The 22853-nt window shown below is 45.8% G+C and carries 22 protein-coding genes; 5 read left to right on the top strand and 17 right to left on the bottom strand.

The genetic code is table 11. The features are described 5' to 3' along the window. Positions 1–299: 299 nt before the first annotated feature. Together EL84_RS13130 and EL84_RS32525 are read left to right on the top strand one after the other, a co-directional pair. Complete coding sequence (locus EL84_RS13130; protein WP_047841997.1) at positions 300–650, top strand: hypothetical protein; 351 nt, start codon at positions 300–302, stop codon at positions 648–650. A 19-nt stretch (positions 651–669) separates the two neighbouring features. Then, a complete protein-coding gene (locus tag EL84_RS32525; protein WP_235431528.1) occupies positions 670–1914 on the top strand; it encodes a hypothetical protein in 1245 nt (414 codons plus the stop codon). 35 nt (positions 1915–1949) lie between these two features. Here the strand turns inward: EL84_RS32525 and EL84_RS13120 are convergent, their stop codons facing one another. From EL84_RS13120 to EL84_RS13100, 5 genes are all read right to left on the bottom strand, one after another. Then, positions 1950–2471, bottom strand: a complete 522-nt coding sequence (locus EL84_RS13120; RefSeq protein ID WP_082219006.1) for a GNAT family N-acetyltransferase — start codon at positions 2469–2471, stop codon at positions 1950–1952. Positions 2472–2753: 282 nt separating this feature from the next. Further along, positions 2754–3041 (bottom strand): hypothetical protein, encoded by a 288-nt coding sequence (locus EL84_RS13115; protein ID WP_036611237.1) that lies wholly within the window; start codon positions 3039–3041, stop codon positions 2754–2756. Between the two features lie 190 nt (positions 3042–3231). Next, positions 3232–3720, bottom strand: coding sequence for a DinB family protein (locus EL84_RS13110; RefSeq protein WP_047841996.1), 489 nt, complete (start codon positions 3718–3720; stop codon positions 3232–3234). A 27-nt stretch (positions 3721–3747) separates the two neighbouring features. Further along, a complete protein-coding gene (locus EL84_RS13105) occupies positions 3748–4683 on the bottom strand; it encodes a helix-turn-helix domain-containing protein (RefSeq protein WP_047841995.1) in 936 nt (311 codons plus the stop codon). 241 nt (positions 4684–4924) lie between these two features. Next, entirely contained in the window at positions 4925–5779 is an 855-nt protein-coding gene (locus EL84_RS13100; protein WP_235431527.1) for a helix-turn-helix transcriptional regulator, read from the bottom strand. A 105-nt stretch (positions 5780–5884) separates the two neighbouring features. Between EL84_RS13100 and EL84_RS13095 the strand changes: the two genes are divergently transcribed. Next, on the top strand, positions 5885–9004 hold the full coding sequence (locus EL84_RS13095; protein ID WP_047841993.1) for a glycoside hydrolase family 2 TIM barrel-domain containing protein: 3120 nt from the start codon (positions 5885–5887) through the stop codon (positions 9002–9004). A gap of 151 nt (positions 9005–9155) precedes the next feature. Next, a complete protein-coding gene (locus tag EL84_RS13090; RefSeq protein WP_161799425.1) occupies positions 9156–9842 on the top strand; it encodes a hypothetical protein in 687 nt (228 codons plus the stop codon). Between the two features lie 118 nt (positions 9843–9960). Here EL84_RS13090 and EL84_RS13085 read toward each other — a convergent pair whose 3' ends face one another. The 11 genes from EL84_RS13085 to EL84_RS13035 all read right to left on the bottom strand — a co-directional run bounded on the left by EL84_RS13085 (position 9961) and on the right by EL84_RS13035 (position 18240). Then, entirely contained in the window at positions 9961–10308 is a 348-nt protein-coding gene (locus EL84_RS13085) for a hypothetical protein (RefSeq protein WP_047841991.1), read from the bottom strand. Positions 10309–10584: 276 nt separating this feature from the next. Next, positions 10585–11637, bottom strand: coding sequence for a flavin-containing monooxygenase (locus EL84_RS13080; protein ID WP_047841990.1), 1053 nt, complete (start codon positions 11635–11637; stop codon positions 10585–10587). Between the two features lie 216 nt (positions 11638–11853). Then, positions 11854–12090 carry a hypothetical protein gene (locus EL84_RS13075; RefSeq protein ID WP_047841989.1) on the bottom strand — a complete coding sequence of 79 codons (237 nt, stop codon included), beginning with the start codon at positions 12088–12090 and terminating at the stop codon, positions 11854–11856. 122 nt (positions 12091–12212) lie between these two features. Then, complete coding sequence (locus EL84_RS30830; RefSeq protein ID WP_053061475.1) at positions 12213–12653, bottom strand: hypothetical protein; 441 nt, start codon at positions 12651–12653, stop codon at positions 12213–12215. A gap of 198 nt (positions 12654–12851) precedes the next feature. Beyond that, the gene (groL, locus tag EL84_RS13065; protein ID WP_036611259.1) at positions 12852–14486 is read right to left on the bottom strand and encodes a chaperonin GroEL; all 1635 of its coding nucleotides are present in this window, start codon (positions 14484–14486) and stop codon (positions 12852–12854) included. Positions 14487–14559: 73 nt separating this feature from the next. Beyond that, positions 14560–14841: a co-chaperone GroES gene (gene groES / locus EL84_RS13060; protein WP_017690077.1), complete on the bottom strand. Its 282-nt coding sequence runs from the start codon at positions 14839–14841 to the stop codon at positions 14560–14562. A 400-nt stretch (positions 14842–15241) separates the two neighbouring features. Next, positions 15242–16024: a twin-arginine translocase subunit TatC gene (gene tatC, locus EL84_RS13055; protein ID WP_047841988.1), complete on the bottom strand. Its 783-nt coding sequence runs from the start codon at positions 16022–16024 to the stop codon at positions 15242–15244. A gap of 78 nt (positions 16025–16102) precedes the next feature. Then, positions 16103–16351 (bottom strand): twin-arginine translocase TatA/TatE family subunit, encoded by a 249-nt coding sequence (gene tatA, locus EL84_RS13050; RefSeq protein WP_036668966.1) that lies wholly within the window; start codon positions 16349–16351, stop codon positions 16103–16105. A 208-nt stretch (positions 16352–16559) separates the two neighbouring features. Beyond that, complete coding sequence (locus tag EL84_RS13045) at positions 16560–17045, bottom strand: molybdenum cofactor biosynthesis protein B (RefSeq protein WP_017690080.1); 486 nt, start codon at positions 17043–17045, stop codon at positions 16560–16562. A 37-nt stretch (positions 17046–17082) separates the two neighbouring features. Beyond that, a complete protein-coding gene (gene moaC, locus EL84_RS13040; protein WP_223869015.1) occupies positions 17083–17586 on the bottom strand; it encodes a cyclic pyranopterin monophosphate synthase MoaC in 504 nt (167 codons plus the stop codon). Positions 17587–17601: 15 nt separating this feature from the next. Beyond that, on the bottom strand, positions 17602–18240 hold the full coding sequence (locus EL84_RS13035) for a 5-formyltetrahydrofolate cyclo-ligase (RefSeq protein ID WP_047841987.1): 639 nt from the start codon (positions 18238–18240) through the stop codon (positions 17602–17604). A 279-nt stretch (positions 18241–18519) separates the two neighbouring features. On the opposite strand from EL84_RS13035, the gene EL84_RS13030 reads away from it, so the two are divergent. Further along, the gene (locus EL84_RS13030; protein WP_036668959.1) at positions 18520–20478 is read left to right on the top strand and encodes an ABC-F family ATP-binding cassette domain-containing protein; all 1959 of its coding nucleotides are present in this window, start codon (positions 18520–18522) and stop codon (positions 20476–20478) included. A 651-nt stretch (positions 20479–21129) separates the two neighbouring features. On the opposite strand, the gene EL84_RS13025 is transcribed toward EL84_RS13030, so the two are convergent. Next, positions 21130–22689, bottom strand: coding sequence for a 2-isopropylmalate synthase (locus tag EL84_RS13025; RefSeq protein WP_036668956.1), 1560 nt, complete (start codon positions 22687–22689; stop codon positions 21130–21132). Positions 22690–22853 lie beyond the last annotated feature (164 nt).

Below are 22853 nucleotides of genomic sequence, written 5' to 3'. Positions count from 1 at the left end.
ATTTTTGTTTATTTGAAAATAAAACAAAAAAATACCCCACCGGCGCCCGGCGGGGTCAGTCACACATCTATTTAACACGAGAAGGGGTTTACAAGACTTATCTTACCTCTGCTACCTTAATAGAAGCTGAAAGCGAAATAAAAAAAGCATGAAAACATATATCTCCTTGGGACAGAAGATTCAGTTCCTCCTTTTCATTCAGTACATATCTCTCTCTGTCCAAACGCTTTTGTGGATTCTAACATATGCTATTCTAGCTTTTCTCTGAAAAAAACATTCATAAAAAAGGAGTTGGACCTATGGCAGTCCTTTCTACAGGCCCGATCGAGAACAACCTCTCCGGTGGCAGCAGACCTACACAACAAGTCACCATCAAAATGGTCAACACCGATTCCATCAATACGTCCAATGTACTCATTGAAGGTTATTTCCTGAATGGAACGAGGACCTTATACGTGCTGCAATCCGTTAATCTGACCCCCGGGCAAGTCTTCTCTCAAACCTACTATGCCAACCTGGATGGGTACGAATATGTATTCACAACGGGTGGAGGCGCAGCTGCATTAACTGAAATTTCAGTGTGGGGAAAAGACAGCAACGGGCAAATCGTCACCGCACATCGCATTGTTTCGAATGAACTAACTCTATAAAAAAAGGGGAGGAAATCAGATGGCCACAATCTCATCCGGGCCCATTGAGAACAATCTGGTATCCGGATCAAGACTCACCCAATCGGTTACTGTCAAGATTGATAACGAAGATCCAGTCAACTCCTCAACTGTTCTTATCGAAGGATATGCGCTGAACGGAACCCGAACCTTGTATGTACTGGAATCCATCTCGCTTGCGCCCAATGAAGTCTTCACCAAGAGTTATTATGCAGACTTGGATGGCTTCGAATTTATTTTCACTACCAGTGGCTTGGCGGAGAGCTTAACCGACGTTTCCATGTGGGGCAAAAATGCCACAGGACAATTGGTCGCTGCCCATCGACTGGTAACTTCTGAATTGCTGGGTGCCGAAGGTGGCACTCCCGACTTCGAGTGGGGACAGACGATCTACTGGGCTGACTCCAGCGCTCCAGGACCAGGTACCGGATCACCCTTTGATCCATTTAATTCTCTGCAGGCTGCTATCGACGCAGCTACGAACAGCCCTCTTGCGGTTACTTTTGGCATGAGAGCCCGGTTGATTATTCTTATTGCCGGCAATTCATCCTTCAATGAAGACATCGTTATTCCTCCTGCAAGACATGTGCAAATTCTGGGACTTGGCCCTTGGCAACTCGGAAATTCGGATCTGGCTAACTTCGTTTCTTCCATTCCCCGGAATGTCACGATCCAGACAAGTCAGGCTGCAGAAGATGTCTATCTGGTTCAAGGACCCGCATTTGATGCTCGTCCTGTTACGGTTATAGGAACGTTTAATGACGGCACGTCCGTCAGTACGCATACCAACTACACGGACGGCGCCATTATAAGCGGTGACGTCACTTTTCAGAACGTGGCTGTGGGTGACCCGTTCACGACCATTGAATTTCAACTGCTCAATGCCAGAGTCGTAGGAAATATTGTACAATCGGGCCATATGGGTAATCTGAATGCGTACCTGTATCACAGTCGCATCAACACCATGGTTCATAACGGTTTGAATATTCAAAGGATGGTAGATAGTACTTCAGACAGCACCATTAATGTAAGAGGATACTCACACATTACCAATTCCACGATCAGTGGCAATGTGACCGTCACACTCGCCTTAAGTGATGTCCCTCCAACAGGCATATTTAGTAGTCAGTTTGCTACGATCACCTGGACAGGACCTTTAACGCTGGATGCCGCCTCCAACTATTATTTTGTTAACAGCGGATCTATACTTGTGGGAACCAAAACCGTATTATTCAGTATCGCCTAACACGCAATCCCTGTCCTTCATTGGTCGGGGGTTTCTTATTTTCGCAGCACATATGATGGATGCATCTTTCCTGTTGGTTCATAACGTTCATCACCTGTATACTCAAATCCCAGCTTGATCAAGATGTGACGTGACACTTCATTCTCCGGATGATGCCCGGCAAACAGTGCCTTCACATTCATTTTGTCAAAGGCATAAGCAATCACCGCCCGCGCCGCTTCCTGGGCATACCCTTTGCCCCAGTGATCCCGGGTTAGATGGAATCCCAGTTCATACATATCCTCTTCTGAAGAATACGGACGCAGGCCACAACAGCCCACAAACACCTCGGACTCTTTCTCAAAAAGGGGCCAATATTGCACACCCGCTTCCTTCTGCCTTTGAATCTCCTGTGTTAATCTCGCTTCTACTTCATCCTCGCTCAGAAATCCCTTGCCGCTAATCCACTTGGCAACCTCATGATCGCCCCACAATGCAAACGCCAACGCACGATCTCCTTCGTTCCAAGTCGCACATTCCAACCGTTCCGTTTCAAATAAGATTGTTCTATTCATCATCCACTAACCTCCTGTATGCCAACACCAATCTGCGTGCCGCCTATACCTTAAATTAATCGAATGAATGCCAAAGTAAACAAACCTGTATAAAGGCGCTGTTAAAGTTTAAAGGTAATACGCATTTTATTATTTACCAAGAAAAAATTTTAAAAGCATATCGAATACAGATGTAATCGTAAACCAGCCACTTAATTACTTTAAATCTATGTATATCCATAAAAAAAGAAAACCCCCTGCCGACAAGATGTCCGACAGAGGCCGTTCCAATCCAGTTCACATCAATTACAAATCTGCTACGGCGAATTGAATTGTTCCGGAAGCTGCGCCTCCAAGGTTAGCTAACAAAGCAAACACCAGAACTCCACCAGCAGAAATGGTAAGGCTGCTGTTTACAGGAACAACGTAAGTGACTACTGGTGCATTAACACGTGTGATCACGAGAGATACCGGAAAAGGTCCAAAGTTGTTCACTGTAGCGCTGGCATTTGTGCCTCCAGCCAAATTTTCGTAGTAGGACTTGCCTACTCCGGCAGGAAGGTTGTAATTTTGTATCGGTAAAAGGATGGCCATTGAATTCACCTCCTTTTTGCTTTGATACGGTATTCTATGCTTGAAATCTATTAAAGCAACGGTGAATTACCAGGGTCATAATGTCCAATTTTGATAGACTTCATAGATTGATAGACGAATGTACGCAAAAAAAGCCCCACCGGACCATCCGGTGGAGCCAACTAAGCTTACTTTAATATTACAGGTTTAATTACGCATACAGCATGAAAAAGTTCAGTTCATGGCCCTGCTGCTTGAGATAGTTATACAGCTGCGAACGGTGATGGAATACGTGTGTTACCGTTTCAATCTGCCATTGAACCTGCAAGTGACCATGTTCCATATAAAAAGCTTTTGTTGAACGATTCAAAAAGTCGTCTTCGCTCAATCCCGTGATATAAGCTTTGTAGGATTCGAAATTGCTCCATAATGTTGCTTCAAGCTTCTCGATATCCTCAATCCCGGACAGGCTATTCTCCACCAGCCCAACCTCAGCTTCACCTTTTTCCTGCATAATGGCAAGATCGGATGCGGTAATCTGGATAAAGTGATGTACTAGCTCCACCAATGAACGCATATTCCCCTGTGGACGATACGACCAATCCTCCGAACGGATCAAGCGAATTAACGAAGCCCCCGTCCGTACCCCTGTTTCCAATTCATTTAACAAGTGATCCCGAATCTGCAATGTTCCATTCATATATGATGTCTCCCTTATCTTTTATTCTCACGACTTCAGTATAACCGAAGGTGCTACAGATCTATTGTACAAATCGGACAACATTCTGCCATGCTCCCTAGCTGCCGTCAACGGAGTCTCTCCATAAAACTTGCGAAATTGCCGAATCAGATGGGCTTGGTCAAAAAATCCATGAATCTGGGCAAGCATTGCCCAATCTGCCGTGTTCCCCTGATGAATATCACTCAACACACGATGAAAACGAACCACCTCACTGAATCGTTTGGGACTGATTCCGACCCACTCCGAGAACTTGCGATGCAGCTGCCGCTCACTGATCACTTCACGCATCGCCAGCTCTTGGACACTCATACGTCCCCCATCGATAAAGATGCGGTGCAGCACGTTTTTCATCACATTGTTCTCCGATGTGCTTGCCTGCACGGGAAACGGACTCAAGTACGCATTCATAACCTCTACTCGCTCTGCAAAATGATTCGTTTCGGCCATCCGTTCCTGAAGCCCGTTCAGCTTCTCCGGCCAACATTCCTGAAGGGCAATTCGCTTATCCGTAAACCACTCCAGTGGCATGCCATGGAAGACATGCGCTCCACCCGGGAAGAACCGGACACCAAAGGTGTAGTCTCCAGCAGGGGAACCATCATCGGCTGGCTCAGGTACAGCGAACGGCTGTGTATAATTGCCACAGTAAGCATAGGAGTGCTTTGAACAGACCGGGTCGTATGTAATCAGCATGTCCGTGCAACCATCCGGTAATACCCGGGCAGGTACCGTCATCATCGATCGCTCTGGACCTTCTCTCTTAGCAACATCCGCATGTGTGTTCGGAAGAGATCCTGATTCCCAATAACAGGCCACATAAGCCATCAGGCCGGCAGCAGGTATTTTCTCAACATAATAACTGTTAGGGTACGTTCCATTCATCTGAATAGGCTTAAACAACGGGTGCAAACTGTGATCCACAATTCCATCCTCCGGTCACTAGAGTTGGTTACACATTATGTATTCATCTATCATACCACCAACCGCAGAAATGAAGAAAAAAAAGTGCCCTACCGGAGGACAATCCGATAGGGCCAGTCACACATCTATTTAACACGAGAAGGGGTTTACAAGACTTATCTTACCTTCCCAACCTTAATGGAAACTGAAATTGGGATGAATAACAGATCAAAATTCAAAATGAATAATAGTATTCGGACTTTCAATTCAGTCCATGCAGTTTGCGAAAACGCTCTGGACTCATGCCTGTATGCCTTTTGAACATCGCACAGAAATAACTGGCATTCTCGTAACCCACCCGATCAGCTACTTCATATATTCGAAGCTCTCTCTCACTGAACATAAGTTGTTTGCTTCGATTGATCCGTTCCTGGTTCACGTAAAATACAGGTCTGGTATGGAGTGCCCTCTGAAATAGCCTGCACAAATATTGGGGAGATACCACAGCCACATCGGCCAGTTCCTTCAGGGAAAGTGAACGATCCAGATGCTCTGCGATATAACGCAGCACAGGCTTCAAGCGCTCCAGTTCATCATTATAATTGGCGGATGCGATGAGTAGTGGCTTCAGATCCAGTAGCAGGGCATATAATTGTTTGGAACACTCCACATCGTAATCTGCGTAATCCGTATCACCGCCATTCTCTCCTCTAACCAGAAGTTGCTCCAGGCCACGTAGCAGCGTTGCTGTCCTGAGTCTGCATACGCGTGAACCGGTAATCCCCGCATAAGATAATAACTGGCTAGCCTCTCTCCCCTGAAACGAGACCCAAGCCAGTTCCCAACGGTCACTGATGGGCATATATCGATGCGGAACATCGGGATACAGAAAGAAAACGTCACCCGGTCCGACGATATACTCGTCTTCTTGTATAATCAGCCTCCCCTGACCATGAATAATCTGGTGGATCTGATAATCCGGGAATCCCTCTGGACGCTCGGTTTCATATTGGTGTTCCCAGTAACCAACCGTGGTCATATAGATCGGCAGGCGAGCAGCTTCTTCTGTTTTACCAAAAAAAATCCGGGTATCCATCCAGTACACCACTTTCTTCATCGTTAGTTTCATATTGTGATATATATGGGCAATATTCTTTATTCTCTAAGTATCAATTCAATTCTATAATGACAATATTATAACATTTCAGAAGGAGTTGCTGTTATGCGAAAGAAACTGGTACACACCCCTCCGGCAAATGGATACCCGGAATGGAACAATAATCCCGAGACTTTTCAAGTAAACCGTCTACCCGCACATGCTTCTATGGTAGCGTTTCCATCTATAACAGAAGCATTGTCCAATGATTCCAGCGCATCGCCATGGTACGAATCACTGAATGGTCAGTGGAAGTTTGCCTTTGCGGAGACACCGGAGCAACGGATTACATCCTTTTATGAGAACAACTATGATGCCAGTGACTGGGACGAGATCGCTGTTCCTTCCAACTGGCAGCTGCAAGGTTACGATTATCCCCACTATACAAATATGACGTATCCGTGGGTCGAGCGTGAGCCTGAATTGAAGCCACCATTTGCACCAACAACTTATAATCCGGTGGGTTCGTACATCCGCACGTTTACTGTTCCTGCAGACTGGAAAGACCGGCCTGTCCTGCTTCATTTTGAGGGCGTTGAATCTGCCTTTTATGTATGGGTGAACGGGGAGCTGGTCGGTTATAGCGAAGATACGTTCACGCCCGCAGAATTTGATATCACTTCGTATCTAACGGAAGGTGAGAACAAGCTCGCTGTGGAGGTATATCGCTGGTGTGATGCGAGCTGGCTGGAGAATCAGGATTTCTGGCGGTTAAGCGGCATCTTCCGTGGTGTATACCTGCATTCACCTTCACCGGTTCAGATCGCCGATTTCTTTGTTCGTACTGAACTGGATGACGCGTATCAGGATGCGGAGCTACTGCTGGATTTGAAATTATTTAATCATAATGACGCGCAGACCCCTGCCGGATTGTCCGTTCAGGCGCAGCTCTATGATGCACAACAGCAGACAGTGCTGAAGCAACCACTTACTGCGGCCGTTACTTTCCAGGGCGAGGATGAACTTTCATTACAGTTGTCAGCAGAGGTTATGAAGCCGCTACTATGGAGCGCTGAGTCCCCTAACCTGTATACACTTGTGCTGTCCATTCAGGACGAATCAGGCGAAACACTGGAAGCAGTCCGTAGCCGGATCGGATTCCGCAAGTTTGAACTGAAGGACGGCCTGATGCAAATCAATGGCAAACGCATTGTGTTTAAAGGCGTCAATCGTCATGAATTTTCCCCGGATAAGGGTCGAGCCATTGGACGGGAAGACATGATCCGTGACATCGAGTTGATGAAGTCCTATAACGTTAACGCCGTGCGCACATCCCATTATCCAAATCAGTCTCTCTGGTACGAACTGTGTGATGAATATGGCCTTTATGTCATTGACGAAACGAATCTGGAAACTCACGGCACCTGGGAATATGGGCAAAAGGAAATGAACGAGAACAATATTCCCGCGAGCAAGCCGGAATGGCGTAATAACGTAATAGATCGCTGTAACTCGATGTTCCAGCGGGACAAAAACCATGCGTCCGTGATTATATGGTCTCTGGGTAATGAGTCCTTCGGCGGCGATAACTTCATCGCCATGTACGATTATCTGAAACAAGTCGATCCAACCCGTCTCGTTCATTATGAAGGGACCTTCCATTATCGCCCTTCCGATTCAGCAAGCGATATTGAATCAACGATGTATATCAGCCCACAAGATGTGGAGCAATACGCGCGCATGAAGGGACCTAAGAAGCCTTACATCATCTGTGAATACAGCCATGCCATGGGTAATTCTTGTGGAGGTCTGCATCTGTATTGGGATTTGTTCGATAAATATGATGTGTTGCAGGGTGCATTCATCTGGGACTGGGTTGATCAGTCCATTCGTACCACTACGGCAGACGGTGTAGAATATTTTGCTTATGGTGGCGATTTCGGTGAATCTCCTCATGATGGCAATTTCTGCGGGAACGGATTGATTCTGGCGGATAAGACGGTTACACCGAAGCTGGAAGAAGTGAAGAAATGTTATCAGAACGTTCGTATGGAAACCGTTGATGTCAAAGACGGCCTGCTGCGCATCAAAAACCAGTTCCTGTTCACGGATCTGAGCGAATATTCGCTCGTATGGACAGTAACTCACGATGGCAAATCTGTAGAGAACGGTACGTTGGATATCGCGGTACCTCCTGGCGAATCGGTTGAAGTCCGAATCCCTTATACGCCATCTTCCGATCTGTTCCAGGAAGCGGTGCTGACTGTATCTCTGGTTACAAAAATCGCAACCAAATGGGCAGGAGTAGGTCATGAGATTGCCTGGGATCAGTTCGTGGTATCTCCGCGATTGCGTCCAATCCAACAGGTACACCAAGGGCAAGGCAATACACCGCAGGTACAGGATCTGCAAGATGAATTGAAAGTGACTACAGGCCAAGTCACGTTGAGCTTCAATCCAGCCACTGGCGCGTTAACATCCTATCAGATTAACAATCAGGAGCAATTGCTTGCACCTGTCCGGCCGAATTACTGGAGAGCCATGACAGACAATGATATGGGGAACCGCCTGAATGAGCGTTCTGCCTTCTGGAGAGATGCTCACGCTACCAGCAGATTAATTCGCTTCGAGCACCATGCAGACGAACAAGGTATTCTTGTAACGACCGATTATACGTGGGATCAACATCCGGGATGTACGCTGTCCATCACATACCGAATTGATGCGGATGGTGTATTGGAAATCAGTCAAACCCTTATTCCAGGCGTAGGCTTACCTGATCTACCGGAATTTGGTATGCTGCTACAACTGAATAACCGCTTGGATACAATCTCTTGGTACGGCAGAGGCCCGCATGACAATTATGCAGACCGTCTAACCAGTGCACGTCTCGGTTATTACACAGGTGCGGTTCGAGATCAATTTGTTCCATATCTGAAACCACAAGAGTGTGGTAACAAAACGGATGTACGTTTTGCTGAAGTTACATCAGCGGATGGTCAGCTTGGCCTTCATGTTGAAGCCACCATACCATTTGAAATCAATGCGTTGCCGTGGACACCGGAGGAACTGGAAGCAAACGACCATGTGTACAAATTACCTCAGAGCACACAGACTGTCGCCCGCATCAATTACAAACAAATGGGTGTTGGCGGAGATGACAGCTGGGGCGCACGTACCCATGTCGAATACACCTTGCCAGCCAACCGCGCGTATCACTTCACCTTTACGGTAAGACCTGTATAACATCAAGCAAGCACTGCTGGCAGCATGCCGGCAGTGCTTTTTTTGTTGGGGCAGTGAATAGTGGGAGTTTGAACTTTGTCATCGGAACATTATAATGAATGAGGTGCAAGAAAGATTTGTACCAGCTATTACTCTATTACGAGGTGAGACTTTGCAATATCTGTTTACCACTCTCTTCATTCTTGGCTTGATCGCTTTCTTGGGATTTGTTGTTGGGATGATCTTATCTATTCGCAAAGGCAATAGGTTGCCAATCAGATATATCTTTCTAACAACGGCCTGTTTTGCGATTGCTTCAATAGGTTTGTATGGGATGCTGACTTTATCTTCGAACTCTACTCAGTCTGAAGTAGATCAGACCCCTTCATCCCAGATTGAACTTTCTGGCCTCCACATGACTACAGATGAATTTAAAAACAAGTTTAATGGCGCCGTAGGCAAATACCGACTGAATGGGTTGAGTATTACCCGCTTGAATATACAAGACTCTTCCGAGCAGGGCACTGGCACTTTCGAGTATGTATTCAATGACGAATTACGCTTGGTTGGTGCAGTGAATGCAGATGAGAGCATACAGGAAGTCAGGTTGTACGGAACTGGTGATACGCGTAAACCAACAGGTGGAATTTTTTTGACTGCTATCGCCACACTCATTCTCACAACCAATAGTGAGTACACGTTTAACGATGCACAAGATGTCATCCAGGATATCGGTCTATTGGATCGTGATGTGAATCAGTCTGATTTTGATGGAGCGACTATTCGCAACGGATTAGAATATCGCTTCAGCGTACAGGATTCTGAGCACTCTACTTTTGAAATAACTGTTGCGAGATAAGATGCGATTGTGCAAAAAGGCCGCTCCATGAAGGAACGGCCTATCGTGTAAAATGTACTATTGAAATGATTCAGTAATTGTGACCAAACCAATGATGAACACCTCCCGCATGCGAGAGTTACTCAAAAGTTACAATCTCGCTTTGATTGTTCCAACTCATTTTAAAAGTAATTGGGTCTTTCGTTTTCTCCGCCTCAGTAGCCGTTCCCGACATACTGAATGGTACCCCTTGTTCTTCAAGCGCTTTCCCCTGTTGTTCTATATTATTGCCGGTAAGGTCAAACACAAAATCCTTTATACGCTTTTCATCACCTATATAAGTAATACTATAGCTCCCTGTTGATCTCTGTAGAGAAACATCCCAGTTATCGCTCTTTCCGTGTAGTCTATCATCCGCACCACAAGCTGAGACAATAGATACAAGCACTATAACACAAAGAATCATTGGCAGTTTAAATAATTTCATAATATCCCTCCTTTTAGGAATATACCCAAAAATGTGAGTTATGATATTTGCTAATCATTCCTGATATCTAATCTATATAAGTTGAACTAAAGTTATTTACACAGACACTACGATGACAGAATAACCTTCCAATCGCTGTTATCCCCAGATTTTTTTGATTCCTTTTCCGAAGGGGAAAATCCGGGGATAAAGGCGAACGCTTTGCTTTTTCAGGTTTTTTCTGTCCTCTCCGTTATCGTGTAAATGATTAGCTCAATTTATATAGTTTAATGTGTCTTACCTTTGAATGATATGATTAACGATTTTCTGAGCATCGTATTTAACCCATCCCAACAGTGCTGAACCCCGTGATGTTTGCCAAGGTAGCCCTACAAAGTACAATCCAGCAACCGGTGATACGCCTCTCTCGTATATAATTACACCTTGGGCATCAAAAGCAGTATTGATATCGATCCAACTATCATTTCGCTTAAACCCAGTCGCCCAGATAATATTGTCTATTTGTGTCTCACTACCCTCCTCATATAGGATGCGGTCATCTATTGCATTAATGGCACGTGGGCGCAGGTTAACTTTTCCCTGGGTCATCAATTCTTTTAACTCATAGCCATATACGTACTCAGGCTGATTTCTCAACCATTTTCCAACCATACGATCTGCACTTGCACGTAATATTCCGAGCTTTTCAAAATACCAGAATATACTTCGTCTCATAATATGCAAAGGCCTAAAGGTAATATTTCGAGCTATGGATATGTATACGGTTTGTTGTTCATCTGATGTCAACTCTACGGCGATTTGGGCACCTGAATTCCCTCCGCCTACAACTACTGTTGTTCCAGGAAGCAATTGAGAGATATTTTTATATTCTGATGAGTGAAGCTGAATCACATGCTCGGATAATGCTTTCGCAAAATGAGGAACATTTTTGGTCTGGAAAGGCCCCGTGGCAACGATAATATTGCGCGCTTCAATCGTTCCATCATTGGTTTCAGCATAGTACACCTCATCTTGCTTCGTGAGACGAGAGATTAAACAGTTTAACTTTATTGGAAGATCCATTTTTTTAGCGTAACTTTCAAAATAATCTGCAATTTCATCTTTGCTTGGCAAGCTATTTTTATCTCCACTAAGAGGCATTCCCGGTAAGCCATCATACATTCGTGGGGTGAAAAGACGCAAGGAATCGTACCGTTTACGCCAAGATTCTCCGATAGATGAAGCAGCGTCAACGATTAAAAAGGTTAACCCCGACTGCTGAAGATAGTAACCTGCTGCCAAGCCTGCTTGTCCAGCTCCGATAACCAATACATCGTACATATGTATCATCTCCAATATCGTCTATATATTAATATATGAGCACTTATTCATATGTTTATTTTACTTAACAACTGTCTGTTTAGCAATAGAAAAACATCACTACTTCCTTTTACAAAATCAGCCATTAAAAAGACTCCCTCACGGGAGCCTTTTAATCATTTCAGTGCAAGTTTCTTATAACTTCTCATGTATGCTACGTGCTAAGTATGATAGGTTGGTTGAATTCTACCTGGTGTATCTATCGATGTCATCGTTCGCAGACTGATGCTCTCTTCTATGGTAATCTTCATGCTGACGAACGTCGTTCTTTAATTTCGCTAAGAAACCCCACCCCATAAAGGCAAGTATAAGCACAGTAATCAACGCATAAGCGAAACTATATAGATTAATAAAGAAGTTGATAAAAATCGCAGCGATCATCAACCCCAGTATCCATAATGTCCACTTTGTACCCTTTCTCAAATCATTTCCTCCTCAAGTCGTTACTGATAAGCTCTCTATGTATCACAGTACATACGAAACCATAGGAACGAGGTTTCAATCACAGGGCTTCAAATCTACATTTAGAGCGAATTACCGAATCTTTAATTAACATCAGTTCCAAGAGAAATATCCAATATGCCCGACATCCCTTGCGCAGAAGAGGTACTTACATAATACGAATCCGTCGACAATGCTTTGTCACTATAATATATATACTCTTTTCCATCTGGTGGAACACTGCCAGACGTTATCGCGGTTCCACTAGTAGATCCTTCATTGATCGTGAACGTGAAGTGTTTTGAACCCATGTTTTTGAAACTTACTTTCACATAACTAAATCCTGCCGGAATATCAAACCGATGCGTGTTAGCAGTACCTGCGAAATCTTCATTATTAATTACTGTTAATGTAGTTGATGGAGTATTTCTAGGTTCATTTGCTTTTACGAATTTTCGTTCGGAATCAGAAGTGAAATTATAGATTAAGATGATAACAGCAGCAGACACTAAACCTGCCACTATCATTTTTCTAATATGTTTCATGATATATGCCCTCCATATCTCTTGATACTAACTATGATTATCCGAATACTCAACAACACAAAAACCACTCCTTAATTAAGAAGTGGTTTTTGTATTATTTATAGTTTGTATCAGTGACTGCTTCACAAATTCTTGTCACATCGTAACGAGAATTCACTCTGCCAGGCACATGATGCTTTAAAGGTTTTTACACCTTTATTACATCATGCCGCCCATTCCACCCATACCGCCCATGTCAGGCATTCCGCCACCAGCACCTGCTGGTTCTGGTTTGTCAGCGATAACTGCTTCAGTAGTCAAGAACATTGCTGCTACGGAAGCCGCGTTTTGCAATGCATAACGAGTTACTTTCGCAGGGTCAACGATACCAGCTTCGATCATGTTAACCCACTCGCCAGTTGCAGCGTTGAAGCCGATGCCTGTTTGTTCTTTTTTCAGACGTTCCACGATTACGGAACCTTCTTCGCCAGCGTTAGCTGCGATTGTGCGGATTGGTGCTTCCAGAGCACGCAGGACGATGTTTACGCCTGTTTGCTCGTCACCGGACAGAGCTACAGCCGCAACCGCGCTATATACGTTCATGAGCGCTGTACCACCACCGGATACGATACCTTCTTCAACCGCTGCGCGAGTTGCGTTCAGGGCATCTTCGATGCGAAGTTTGCGTTCTTTCAATTCTGTTTCAGTAGCCGCACCAACTTTGATTACTGCTACACCGCCGGACAATTTAGCCAGACGCTCTTGCAGTTTCTCTTTGTCGAACTCGGAAGTTGTTTCTTCCAATTGTGTACGGATTTGGCTAACACGTGCATCGATATCGGATTTGTTACCAGCACCGTCAACGATGATTGTGTTTTCTTTTGTTACGCGGATTTGACGAGCTGTACCCAGTTGTTCCACAACAGCGGATTTCAGGTCCAGACCCAGTTCTTCCGTGATCAATTGGCCACCAGTGAGGGCAGCGATGTCTTGCAGCATTGCTTTACGACGGTCACCGAATCCTGGAGCTTTAACAGCTACAGCATTGAATGTACCACGCAATTTGTTCACAACCAGCATAGCCAGTGCTTCGCCTTCGATATCTTCAGCGATCAATACCAGCGGTTTGCCTTGTTGAACGATTTTCTCAAGCAATGGCAAGATATCTTGCGTGCTGGAGATTTTTTTGTCTGTGATCAAGATGTACGGATTGTCCAAAACAGCTTCCATTTTGTCCGTATCAGTGATCATGTAAGGAGAGATGTATCCACGGTCGAATTGCATACCTTCAACCACTTCAAGCTCTGTAGCGAATCCTTTGGATTCTTCTACTGTGATTACGCCATCTTTACCTACTTTTTCCATAGCTTCAGCGATCAGTTCGCCTACTTCTTCGTCAGCTGCAGAGATTGCTGCAACTTGTGCGATGGATTGTTTGGAATCAATTGGTTTGGAGATGGATTGCAATTCAGCAACCGCAGCTTTAACCGCTTTGTCGATCCCTTTACGGATACCGATTGGGCTAGCGCCTGCAGTTACGTTTTTCAGACCTTCTGTGATCAGCGCTTGCGCCAATACAGTTGCTGTTGTAGTACCGTCACCGGCAACATCGTTGGTTTTTGTCGCTACTTCTTTAACCAGTTGTGCACCCATGTTCTCGAATGCATCTTCCAGTTCGATTTCTTTAGCAATGGTTACACCATCGTTTGTGATGAGCGGGCTTCCGAATTTTTTCTCCAGAACCACGTTACGGCCTTTAGGACCGAGTGTTACTTTTACTGCATTAGCCAATGCGTCCACACCACGAAGCATGGAGCGACGAGCGTCTTCACTGAATTTAATGTCTTTAGCCATGTTAAGAAAACCTCCCTAGTTTTTGTTGGAAAATGGTAGTGCTATATGGTTCGGTTATCCGATTAAATTTGAATTAGTCGAGAATCGCGTGAATATCGCTCTCTTTCATAATCAAATATTCTTTACCTTCGAATTTGATTTCTGTACCGGCATATTTGGAGAAAATAACGCGATCTCCTTCTTTCACTTCCAGAGCTACACGTACGCCGTCTTTCAATACTCCAGCACCAACTGCAATGATTCTACCCTCTTGCGGTTTTTCTTTGGCGGAGTCCGGGAGTACGATCCCGAAAGAAGTTGTTTGTTCTTGCTCCAGTGGTTCTACCAATACGCGTTCACCTAAAGGTCTGATCATGAAAAATAGCCTCCTTTTGAAATTATATAACGTTACATTGTAGGTTGTAGCCATATGTATTAGCACTCGACAGTGTTCAGTGCTAACAACCAACTTTATGATACTCAACTTGAAGCATGATTTCAAGTCCTTTTGACGAATTCCTGCGAGAATTTACGTTGAATTTACACAAACATAGCCAAATTACACCCGCTGTGCCTGGTTCTATGTTGCAATTCACTAATCTTATTCTACGAAATTGTTTAACCCTTCTGCAACGTTAACAGACAGTCCCTTCCCCATTGTATCCATTGTTGAACATAATATGCCTGCTTGTCCTGTCGTGTTGGTCGGCAGTCTACAGAAATAGCCCGGATAAGAACATACCGTCTTTTCCGGGCACATCACAGCTTATCCTCATTCAGCCCGCATGTTTCTTATCCTCGGCACGAACGTAGCGGGATTCGATCTCTTCATCGGCTGCAAGCTGCTTGCGATATACGATTGCGGATAATAACACACTGATCTCATATAACAGGAGCAAAGGAATCATCACCAGCAGATCGGAAATAAAGTCTGGAGGTGTAATGACCACTGCAATGAAGATCAGAACAAAATAAGAGACTCTGCGCATCTTGCGAAGACGAATTGGATTCAGAATCCGCAGTCCTGTCAGAAACATAATAAGTAAAGGAAGTTCAAATAACAGGGACACAGGCAACACAATGCCAAACAGGAAGCTGAAATACTGTTTCATCCCGTAGGTCTCCACAAGCCCCATCTTCTCCGTAATCGCTGTTGTGAAGGCAAGTGCCATCGGAAAAATAACATAATACGAGAAAGCCATACCTGTCAGAAATAACAGAAACACATAGGGCACATACTTCAGCGTTGCTTTTCGTTCGCGCGGCTTTAGCCCTGGACTAACAAACTTCCAGATCTGATACACCGTAAACGGCAGTGTAATAATAAGTGAGAACAACCCTGCAATCTTCATATAGATGCCAATCCCGTCCCAGAACGAGAAGGCATGTAGCACAAAACCTTTTGCCGACTCTGACTTGGTCAGATATTGGTATACCGGGTCCGCCACAAAAAATCCTGCAATCAGTCCCAGCACAAAAATGCTTAGTACATAAATCAGCCGCTTCCGCAGCTCGCTCAGATGTTCCGTAATCGACATTTCTTCCATTTGCTGCGTCATGCCTGCCCCCCATTATTGCCAGCTTAAAATACAAAACCCTTCCTGCCGGAAGGGATTTCTCTTTCATTGCCGTCAAGATTATTCCGGCAGGCGTTTATCAGCAGGCTTGTCTGCAGGTGTGCTCTCAGCCGCCAGCGGTTTCGCTTTCTCCTGCTCTTTGCGATTGGATGAGTCATCCTCAGAGATAATCTCGCGAGCGCCCTCTTTGAATTCACGGAAGGTACGCCCAACTGCACGTCCCAGTTCCGGAAGTTTGTTGGGTCCAAACAACAACAATGCAATCACGGCCAGCAAAATAAAACCCGTTGGTCCAATGGAACTAAACATTGATATTCCTCCTCGTCTCAAGCTTCGAAGATGCGCATACTCGGCCAGATGTTCATAGATGTCTCTGCTGCGTTCTTAATTTAAGCCCATCATACCATAGATGTAACCACTTACATAACCCGCAAAATTCACAAATAAGAGATGTCACTAGAACAATCTAACAACGGTCATGGCTAATCGGATATCTTGCCCCAGAGTCCATGCTCGATTATTGCTTGAACTGACCCGTAACCATCAGCAGCGCTTCCGGAAGCTGATCCATAATGGCAGCCAGATGTTCATGCACACCCTTTGGTGTACCTGGCAGATTAACAATCAGCGTGCGTCCACGAATGCCACATACCCCACGGAACAGCATTGCAGAACGGTTTTTGCTCATTACACTGTACCGCATGGCCTCTGCCATCCCGGGAACTTCCCGCTCAATTACGCGCCGGGTCGCTTCCGGAGTAATATCACGAATGGCCAGCTCCGTGCCACCGGTAGTCAGCACCAGATCGGCGTGAAAATAATCCGTCATCTCAATCAAAGCCGCAATAATCTCATCGGGTTCATCCGGAACGATACGGTACTCCACGATTTGACCACCCAGCTCTTCTTCCACCAGCTCCCGAATGACTTGTGCACTCGTATCCTCACGTTCCCCGCGGGCTCCTTTGTCACTGGCTGTCAGGATTGCTGTTCTCCACACCATAAAGATCACCCTTCTCCTCTATGAAAATAAATATTGCCTATCGGCTGTAATCACCGTTTTTGCCACCACTCTTGGAATTCAACATGGTTGGACCGATAATCATATCTTTTTGCATGGCCTTGCACATGTCATAGACCGTCAGTGCTGCAGCTGAGGCAGCCGTGAGCGCCTCCATCTCAACACCCGTTTTGCCTTCGGTTTTGACAGTAACTTCAATGTGTAATTCATCCACTCCGTTATCATGAAAACGAATATCCACACCCGTCAGTGCCAGCGGATGGCACATCGGAATCCAGTCCGACGTTTTCTTCGCGCCTTGAATCCCGGCAATCTGAGCCACAGCCAGAACATCACCTTTGCCAATTCGGCCCTCCCGAATCGCTTCCAGTGTATCTGGATTCATCGTCACTTTGGTTACAGCCACAGCCGTACGTACGGTAATTTCCTTACCTGAGATATCAACCATCCGGGCCCGCCCCTGTTCATTAAAATGGGTCAGTTTACCACCGGAAGCCTGGCCGTTGTTCACTTCTGAACTCAATCACATCACAACCCTTTATTCGATATGTAATATACCTTCGGTTGTTATCAACAGATCAATCCGCAGATCGAGCAGGTCCATCGGGATCTCCTCCTGTAGCTGACCCGGCAACACCATCGCAGCCATCAACGGTTTCTTGCCCGTCATCACACATGTTGCTGCAAGCGTCTCGGCAAAACGATCATAATAACCGCCACCATAACCAATACGCCCACCATGGAGATCATAACCAAGCCCCGGTACCAATATGAGATCGATATCCGGCCAATCATCAGGCGTCAGGACTTCACAGGAATCCTTGGGTTCCGGTATCCCCCATATGCCTGGCTCCAGATCTTGTTCTCCAGTCACTCGCCGTAGCTCCATTCGAGGTGGATTCGCCAACACTTTTGGTGCAAACATCACATCTCCATGATTCCAGCCCTCTTGAAACAGAAAAGCTGTGGACGCTTCGCTTCCATAGGACAAATAACTGAATATAACGAGTGGTTTGTTCACAACCTTGCTCTTGGCCTGTCTAAGGCGCTCCAGCTCCCGCTTCACTCCAGCGTTAATCTTAGTCATTGCCTGCTGACGCATGTTTGCATCCATCAGATCACGGCTCTGTCTCAGTCTGGATCGAAGCTGACTTTTCAGTTCCGCATGATCCTGCATATCCTTGAATAACCTCCTGTTGATAGGGAAGGTAGAAAAAAGCTCTCATTAAAAACAATTTATATGTTATGACCAGTTGTCATCTTGTTGAAATGGTTAAAATGATTCATTTTCTGCAAAATCCTCATGTAATAACATGCCTTCTTTCAGTTTATCATTGATTGATCAAAAAGACTACATGCCCCATGCGTTCCCAATCGGTGCAATTGCTCTGTATTTCATGTAAACTGGGATATAGTTGTCATATCAAGAACTGGACCTATGGAGGAACTTAATTTTATGCTGCTGCAAGTATCCGGAATTATCAAACGTTTTGGTGTCGATCCAATCCTGGACGGCGTGAACTTACAAATATTAGAACGCGAGCGCATCGGCCTCGTTGGTGTAAACGGTGCAGGGAAATCCACTTTGCTCAAAATTGTAGCCGGTGAAATGTCCTATGACGGAGGACAGATTTTCAAGTCCAAAGAAACGACGCTCGGTTACCTGGCTCAGAACAGCGGGCTACAATCCGACCGTAACATCTGGGAAGAAATGATGAACGTCTTCGCTCACCTGACACAGGCTGAAGCTGATTTGCGTCAGATGGAACGCGATATTGCCGACCCTGCCCAGATGGAAGACGAGAAAAAGTATGCTGACCTACTGGAACGTTATGCGAAACGCTCCGACTGGTTCAAGGACCATGGCGGTTATGAGATGGAAACCCGCATTCGCAGCGTACTGCACGGAATGGGATTCGGCGAATTTTCGCCAGACACCCCCATTGCTACTCTGAGCGGCGGGCAGAAGACACGCCTTGCCCTTGCTCGTATTTTGCTTCAGGCACCCGATCTGCTCATGCTGGACGAACCTACCAACTATCTCGATATCGCCACCCTTACTTGGTTGGAAGATTATCTGAGAGGTTATTCAGGCGCACTGCTCGTGGTATCCCATGACCGGTACTTCCTTGATCGACTCGTAACAACCATCGTTGAGATCGAACGTCACCGCTCCAAAAAATATACGGGAAATTACAGCCGTTATATGGAGCTCAAAGCTGCCGAATATGAAACTCAGATGAAGCAATATGAGAAACAGCAAGGCGAAATCTCCAAGATGGAAGATTTTGTCCAGAAAAACATTGTACGTGCTTCGACGACCAAACGGGCGCAAAGCCGGCGCAAAGCCCTCGACAAAATGGAGCGTCTTGATAAACCAATGGGAGATTTGAAAAAAGCCCATTTTTCCTTCGAAACCGCCGTTATGTCAGGCAAGGAAGTGCTTCGAGTGGATCAGCTGTCTGTCGCTTATGACGAGGCTTCTCCATTATTCCGCAATGTATCCTTCGATCTGCGGCGTGGGGAAACGGTTGCTCTGATTGGACCAAACGGTATTGGTAAATCCACCATGCTGAAGTGTCTTACGGGAAGTTTACGTCCGGTAAGCGGGGAGATCCAATGGGGAACAAAAGTGCAGATTGGCTATTATGATCAGGAACAGACTGGGCTCAATCCATCCAACACGGTTCTGGAAGAACTGTGGAGTGCCTATCCCGGGATGGAAGAAGCACGCATTCGGACCGTACTGGGGAACTTTTTGTTCAGCGGTGACGATGTGCTCAAGAAAATTTCCTCCCTCAGCGGCGGTGAGAAGGCACGTGTCTCTCTCTCCAAGTTGATGCTGAAGGAAGCCAACATGCTCATTCTGGATGAGCCTACGAACCATCTCGACCTGTTTGCCAAAGAAGTGCTGGAAGCGGCATTAATGGATTATGAAGGCACCCTGCTGTTCATCTCCCATGACCGGTACTTCCTCAACAAAATGGCTGAACGCATTGTTGAACTTCATCCAGGCGGCACAGAGCAATATCTCGGTAATTACGATGATTATGTGGAGAAAAAACAGGAGCTTGAGGACATCGCACGTGAAGCTGCTGAGGCACGTCAGGCTTCGTCCAAGAACTCGTCCAAATCCGATCTGAACACAGCCACAACCGAAAAATCCGGAGCGGCTTCATTCGAAGCGGAAAAACAGGCGAAGCGTGAAGAGCGCAACCGACAACGCAAGCAGGAAGCTCTGGAACAACAGATTGCGGAGTTGGAAACGAAGATCACCGAACTTGAGGCACAGATGGCTCTGCCTGAAATCTATCAGGATTATATGAAGCTGCAAGAACTCCAGCAACAATCGGAGGAACACAAAGCAGAACTCACCAAAGCCTACGAGGACTGGGAAGAACTAGCTATGGAATAGTACGAATAGTACAGACTCAGACCATGGCTTGATCGCGTCATACAATTATAGTAGTACCACCGGCTGATTCCTTATTGGGATCAGCTTTTTGTTTGTTGAGGATGCGTATTGAAGCTATGCACCCTATCTTCTTTATGTTCCTTGAGATTGAACTCTAACATACGGAGGTTGGGAGAGCTGTTTTGGCTTTTGTCAAATTTACTCGAATGAAGAAAAATATTTTTATCCCCCTGTTCCTCAGACTTATCCACAAGAAAGCAAGATAGCAAGCACATTAATAAGCTTAATTATACAGCGGTAGAATAGCCTTTTGCACACAAAAACCATATTTATCCACCAAGTTATCCACTTTATCCACAACTTTGTGGATAGTAAGGAGTCATTCTATCCCCTAAACCATTTTCGTTTCGAAAACTATGCTGGTTTGGCTTTGGGATAGTTACCCACAAATTACACTGGATATGTGGATAACTATAATAACACCTTGACAAATGCATCATTCCACTCCTCAATGTACCTCCATAATAAGACAAAAGCAGACCTTTGTCGTTCAAGGCCTGCCCGTCATTTATTTACTATATGCCATGCATATTTACAACGAATTGCAATTGCTACTATTGCCGCTGTAGATGCGATCTGGCAAAAGATGTTTTACGCATGTGCTTCTTGTTCATGATGTTCGGAAGACTCGGCCTTCAGCCCAGCAGCATTACAAGCCGCTACATAAGCCAAACCGGCAGCCATGACGATATCATTATGTGTTGCTGTTCCCCGGAACTCACGTCCTGCACGCTCCACGGTAACTACAGCTTCTGCACTTGCACCCTCTCCACCACTCAAGGCATGCATCTCCATATCTACAAATGCAATATCATCGGAAATGCTCTGACCAATCGCACGGATGGTTGCATCCACGGGTCCACCGCCAACAGCGGAGTAAGATTGTTCTCCAGCGCTTGTGCGAATGCGAACGGCGGCCATTCGATCCGTCATACTGCCCGCCGTCACCTGCAATTCAACCAGTTCATAGTCCTGTGCAGGAATATTCATGGTCTGGCTAACCATCTGTAATAACTGGTCGTCACTGACCACTTTTTGCTGGTCTGCGGTTTCTTTGAACACCTCATACAATTGCTCCATCTGTTGCTCATCCGGCTCAAAACCGTATTTGCGAACCCGATCCTTCAGGGCGTGACGACCGGAGTGTTTGCCCAGAATAATCATGCTGCGTGGGATACCCAGCGCTTCCGGGTCCATAATTTCATAGGTGCTCCGATTCTTCAGCAGACCATCCTGATGGATACCGGATTCATGCTGGAATGCATTACGTCCCACCACTGGCTTGTTGTACGCAATCGGGAAGTGCATAGCACGGCTAATCTGACGTGAAGTCTCATACAGCTGATTCAGCTTAATGTTCGTCGTTGCACCAATTGCGTCTCCCCGAGTCTCCAACGCCATAATCAGCTCTTCCAGTGCACAGTTCCCCGTCCGTTCTCCGATACCATTGATGGTCACTTCAATCTGGGTAGCTCCATTGGCAATCGCAGCCAAACTATTGGCTACGGCCAGGCCCAGATCATTATGACAGTGGGCACTATAGCGAACCTGATCGCCGCCTCTTGCACCCTCACGCACCCGGCGGAACATCTCACCATACTCATGTGGCAGGGCATAACCGACCGTATCCGGCAGATTGATAATGCTGGCCCCTGCTTCAATGGCAACTTCAACCATTTCAATCAGATCATCCATCTTGGTACGAGCAGCGTCCATCGCTGTGAACTCTACGATGTCCGTGAACTGGCGGGCATAAGATACCATCTCACGAGCGGTAGCCACCACTTCACTGCGCGGACGGCGCAGTTGATGCTCAATATGAATATCCGAAGAAGAGATAAACAGGTGAATTCGGCGACGTGCTGCATCCGCTGTTGCTTGAACTGCTGCATCGATATCACCTTTGACCGCACGCGCGAATCCACAGATCTCCACGTTCTGCAACTGTCTCGAAATCGCCTGAACCGCCGCGAACTCACCTGGACTGGAGATCGGGAATCCAGGCTCAATGACGTCGATACCCAGAGAAGCCAGTTGGTGTGCCAGTTCAATCTTTTGCTCGGGCTGCAGACTTGCTCCCGGTGCCTGTTCTCCATCACGCAGTGTTGTATCAAAAATCTCAATCATGCGTTTGTTATTAGTTGTTGTCATACCCATCAACCTCCATCAAATTTTTATAATCGTTTCGTGACGTATCAACTAACACAGCACACCCGTTGATCGCCGTCCCTGTTGTTATATATTTTGTTTGTAAACGTGTATGTTGTTTGTAGCTTAGTCCTTGGTGATCACTAATACCTGTTGAATGTTTAGTG

Source organism: Paenibacillus sp. VT-400 (assembly GCF_001029205.1).
GTDB classification, from domain to species: Bacteria; Bacillota; Bacilli; order Paenibacillales; family Paenibacillaceae; genus Paenibacillus; species Paenibacillus amylolyticus.
Note: the sequence above shows the minus strand (reverse complement) of the source record. Positions and strands in the feature narration are given on the sequence as shown.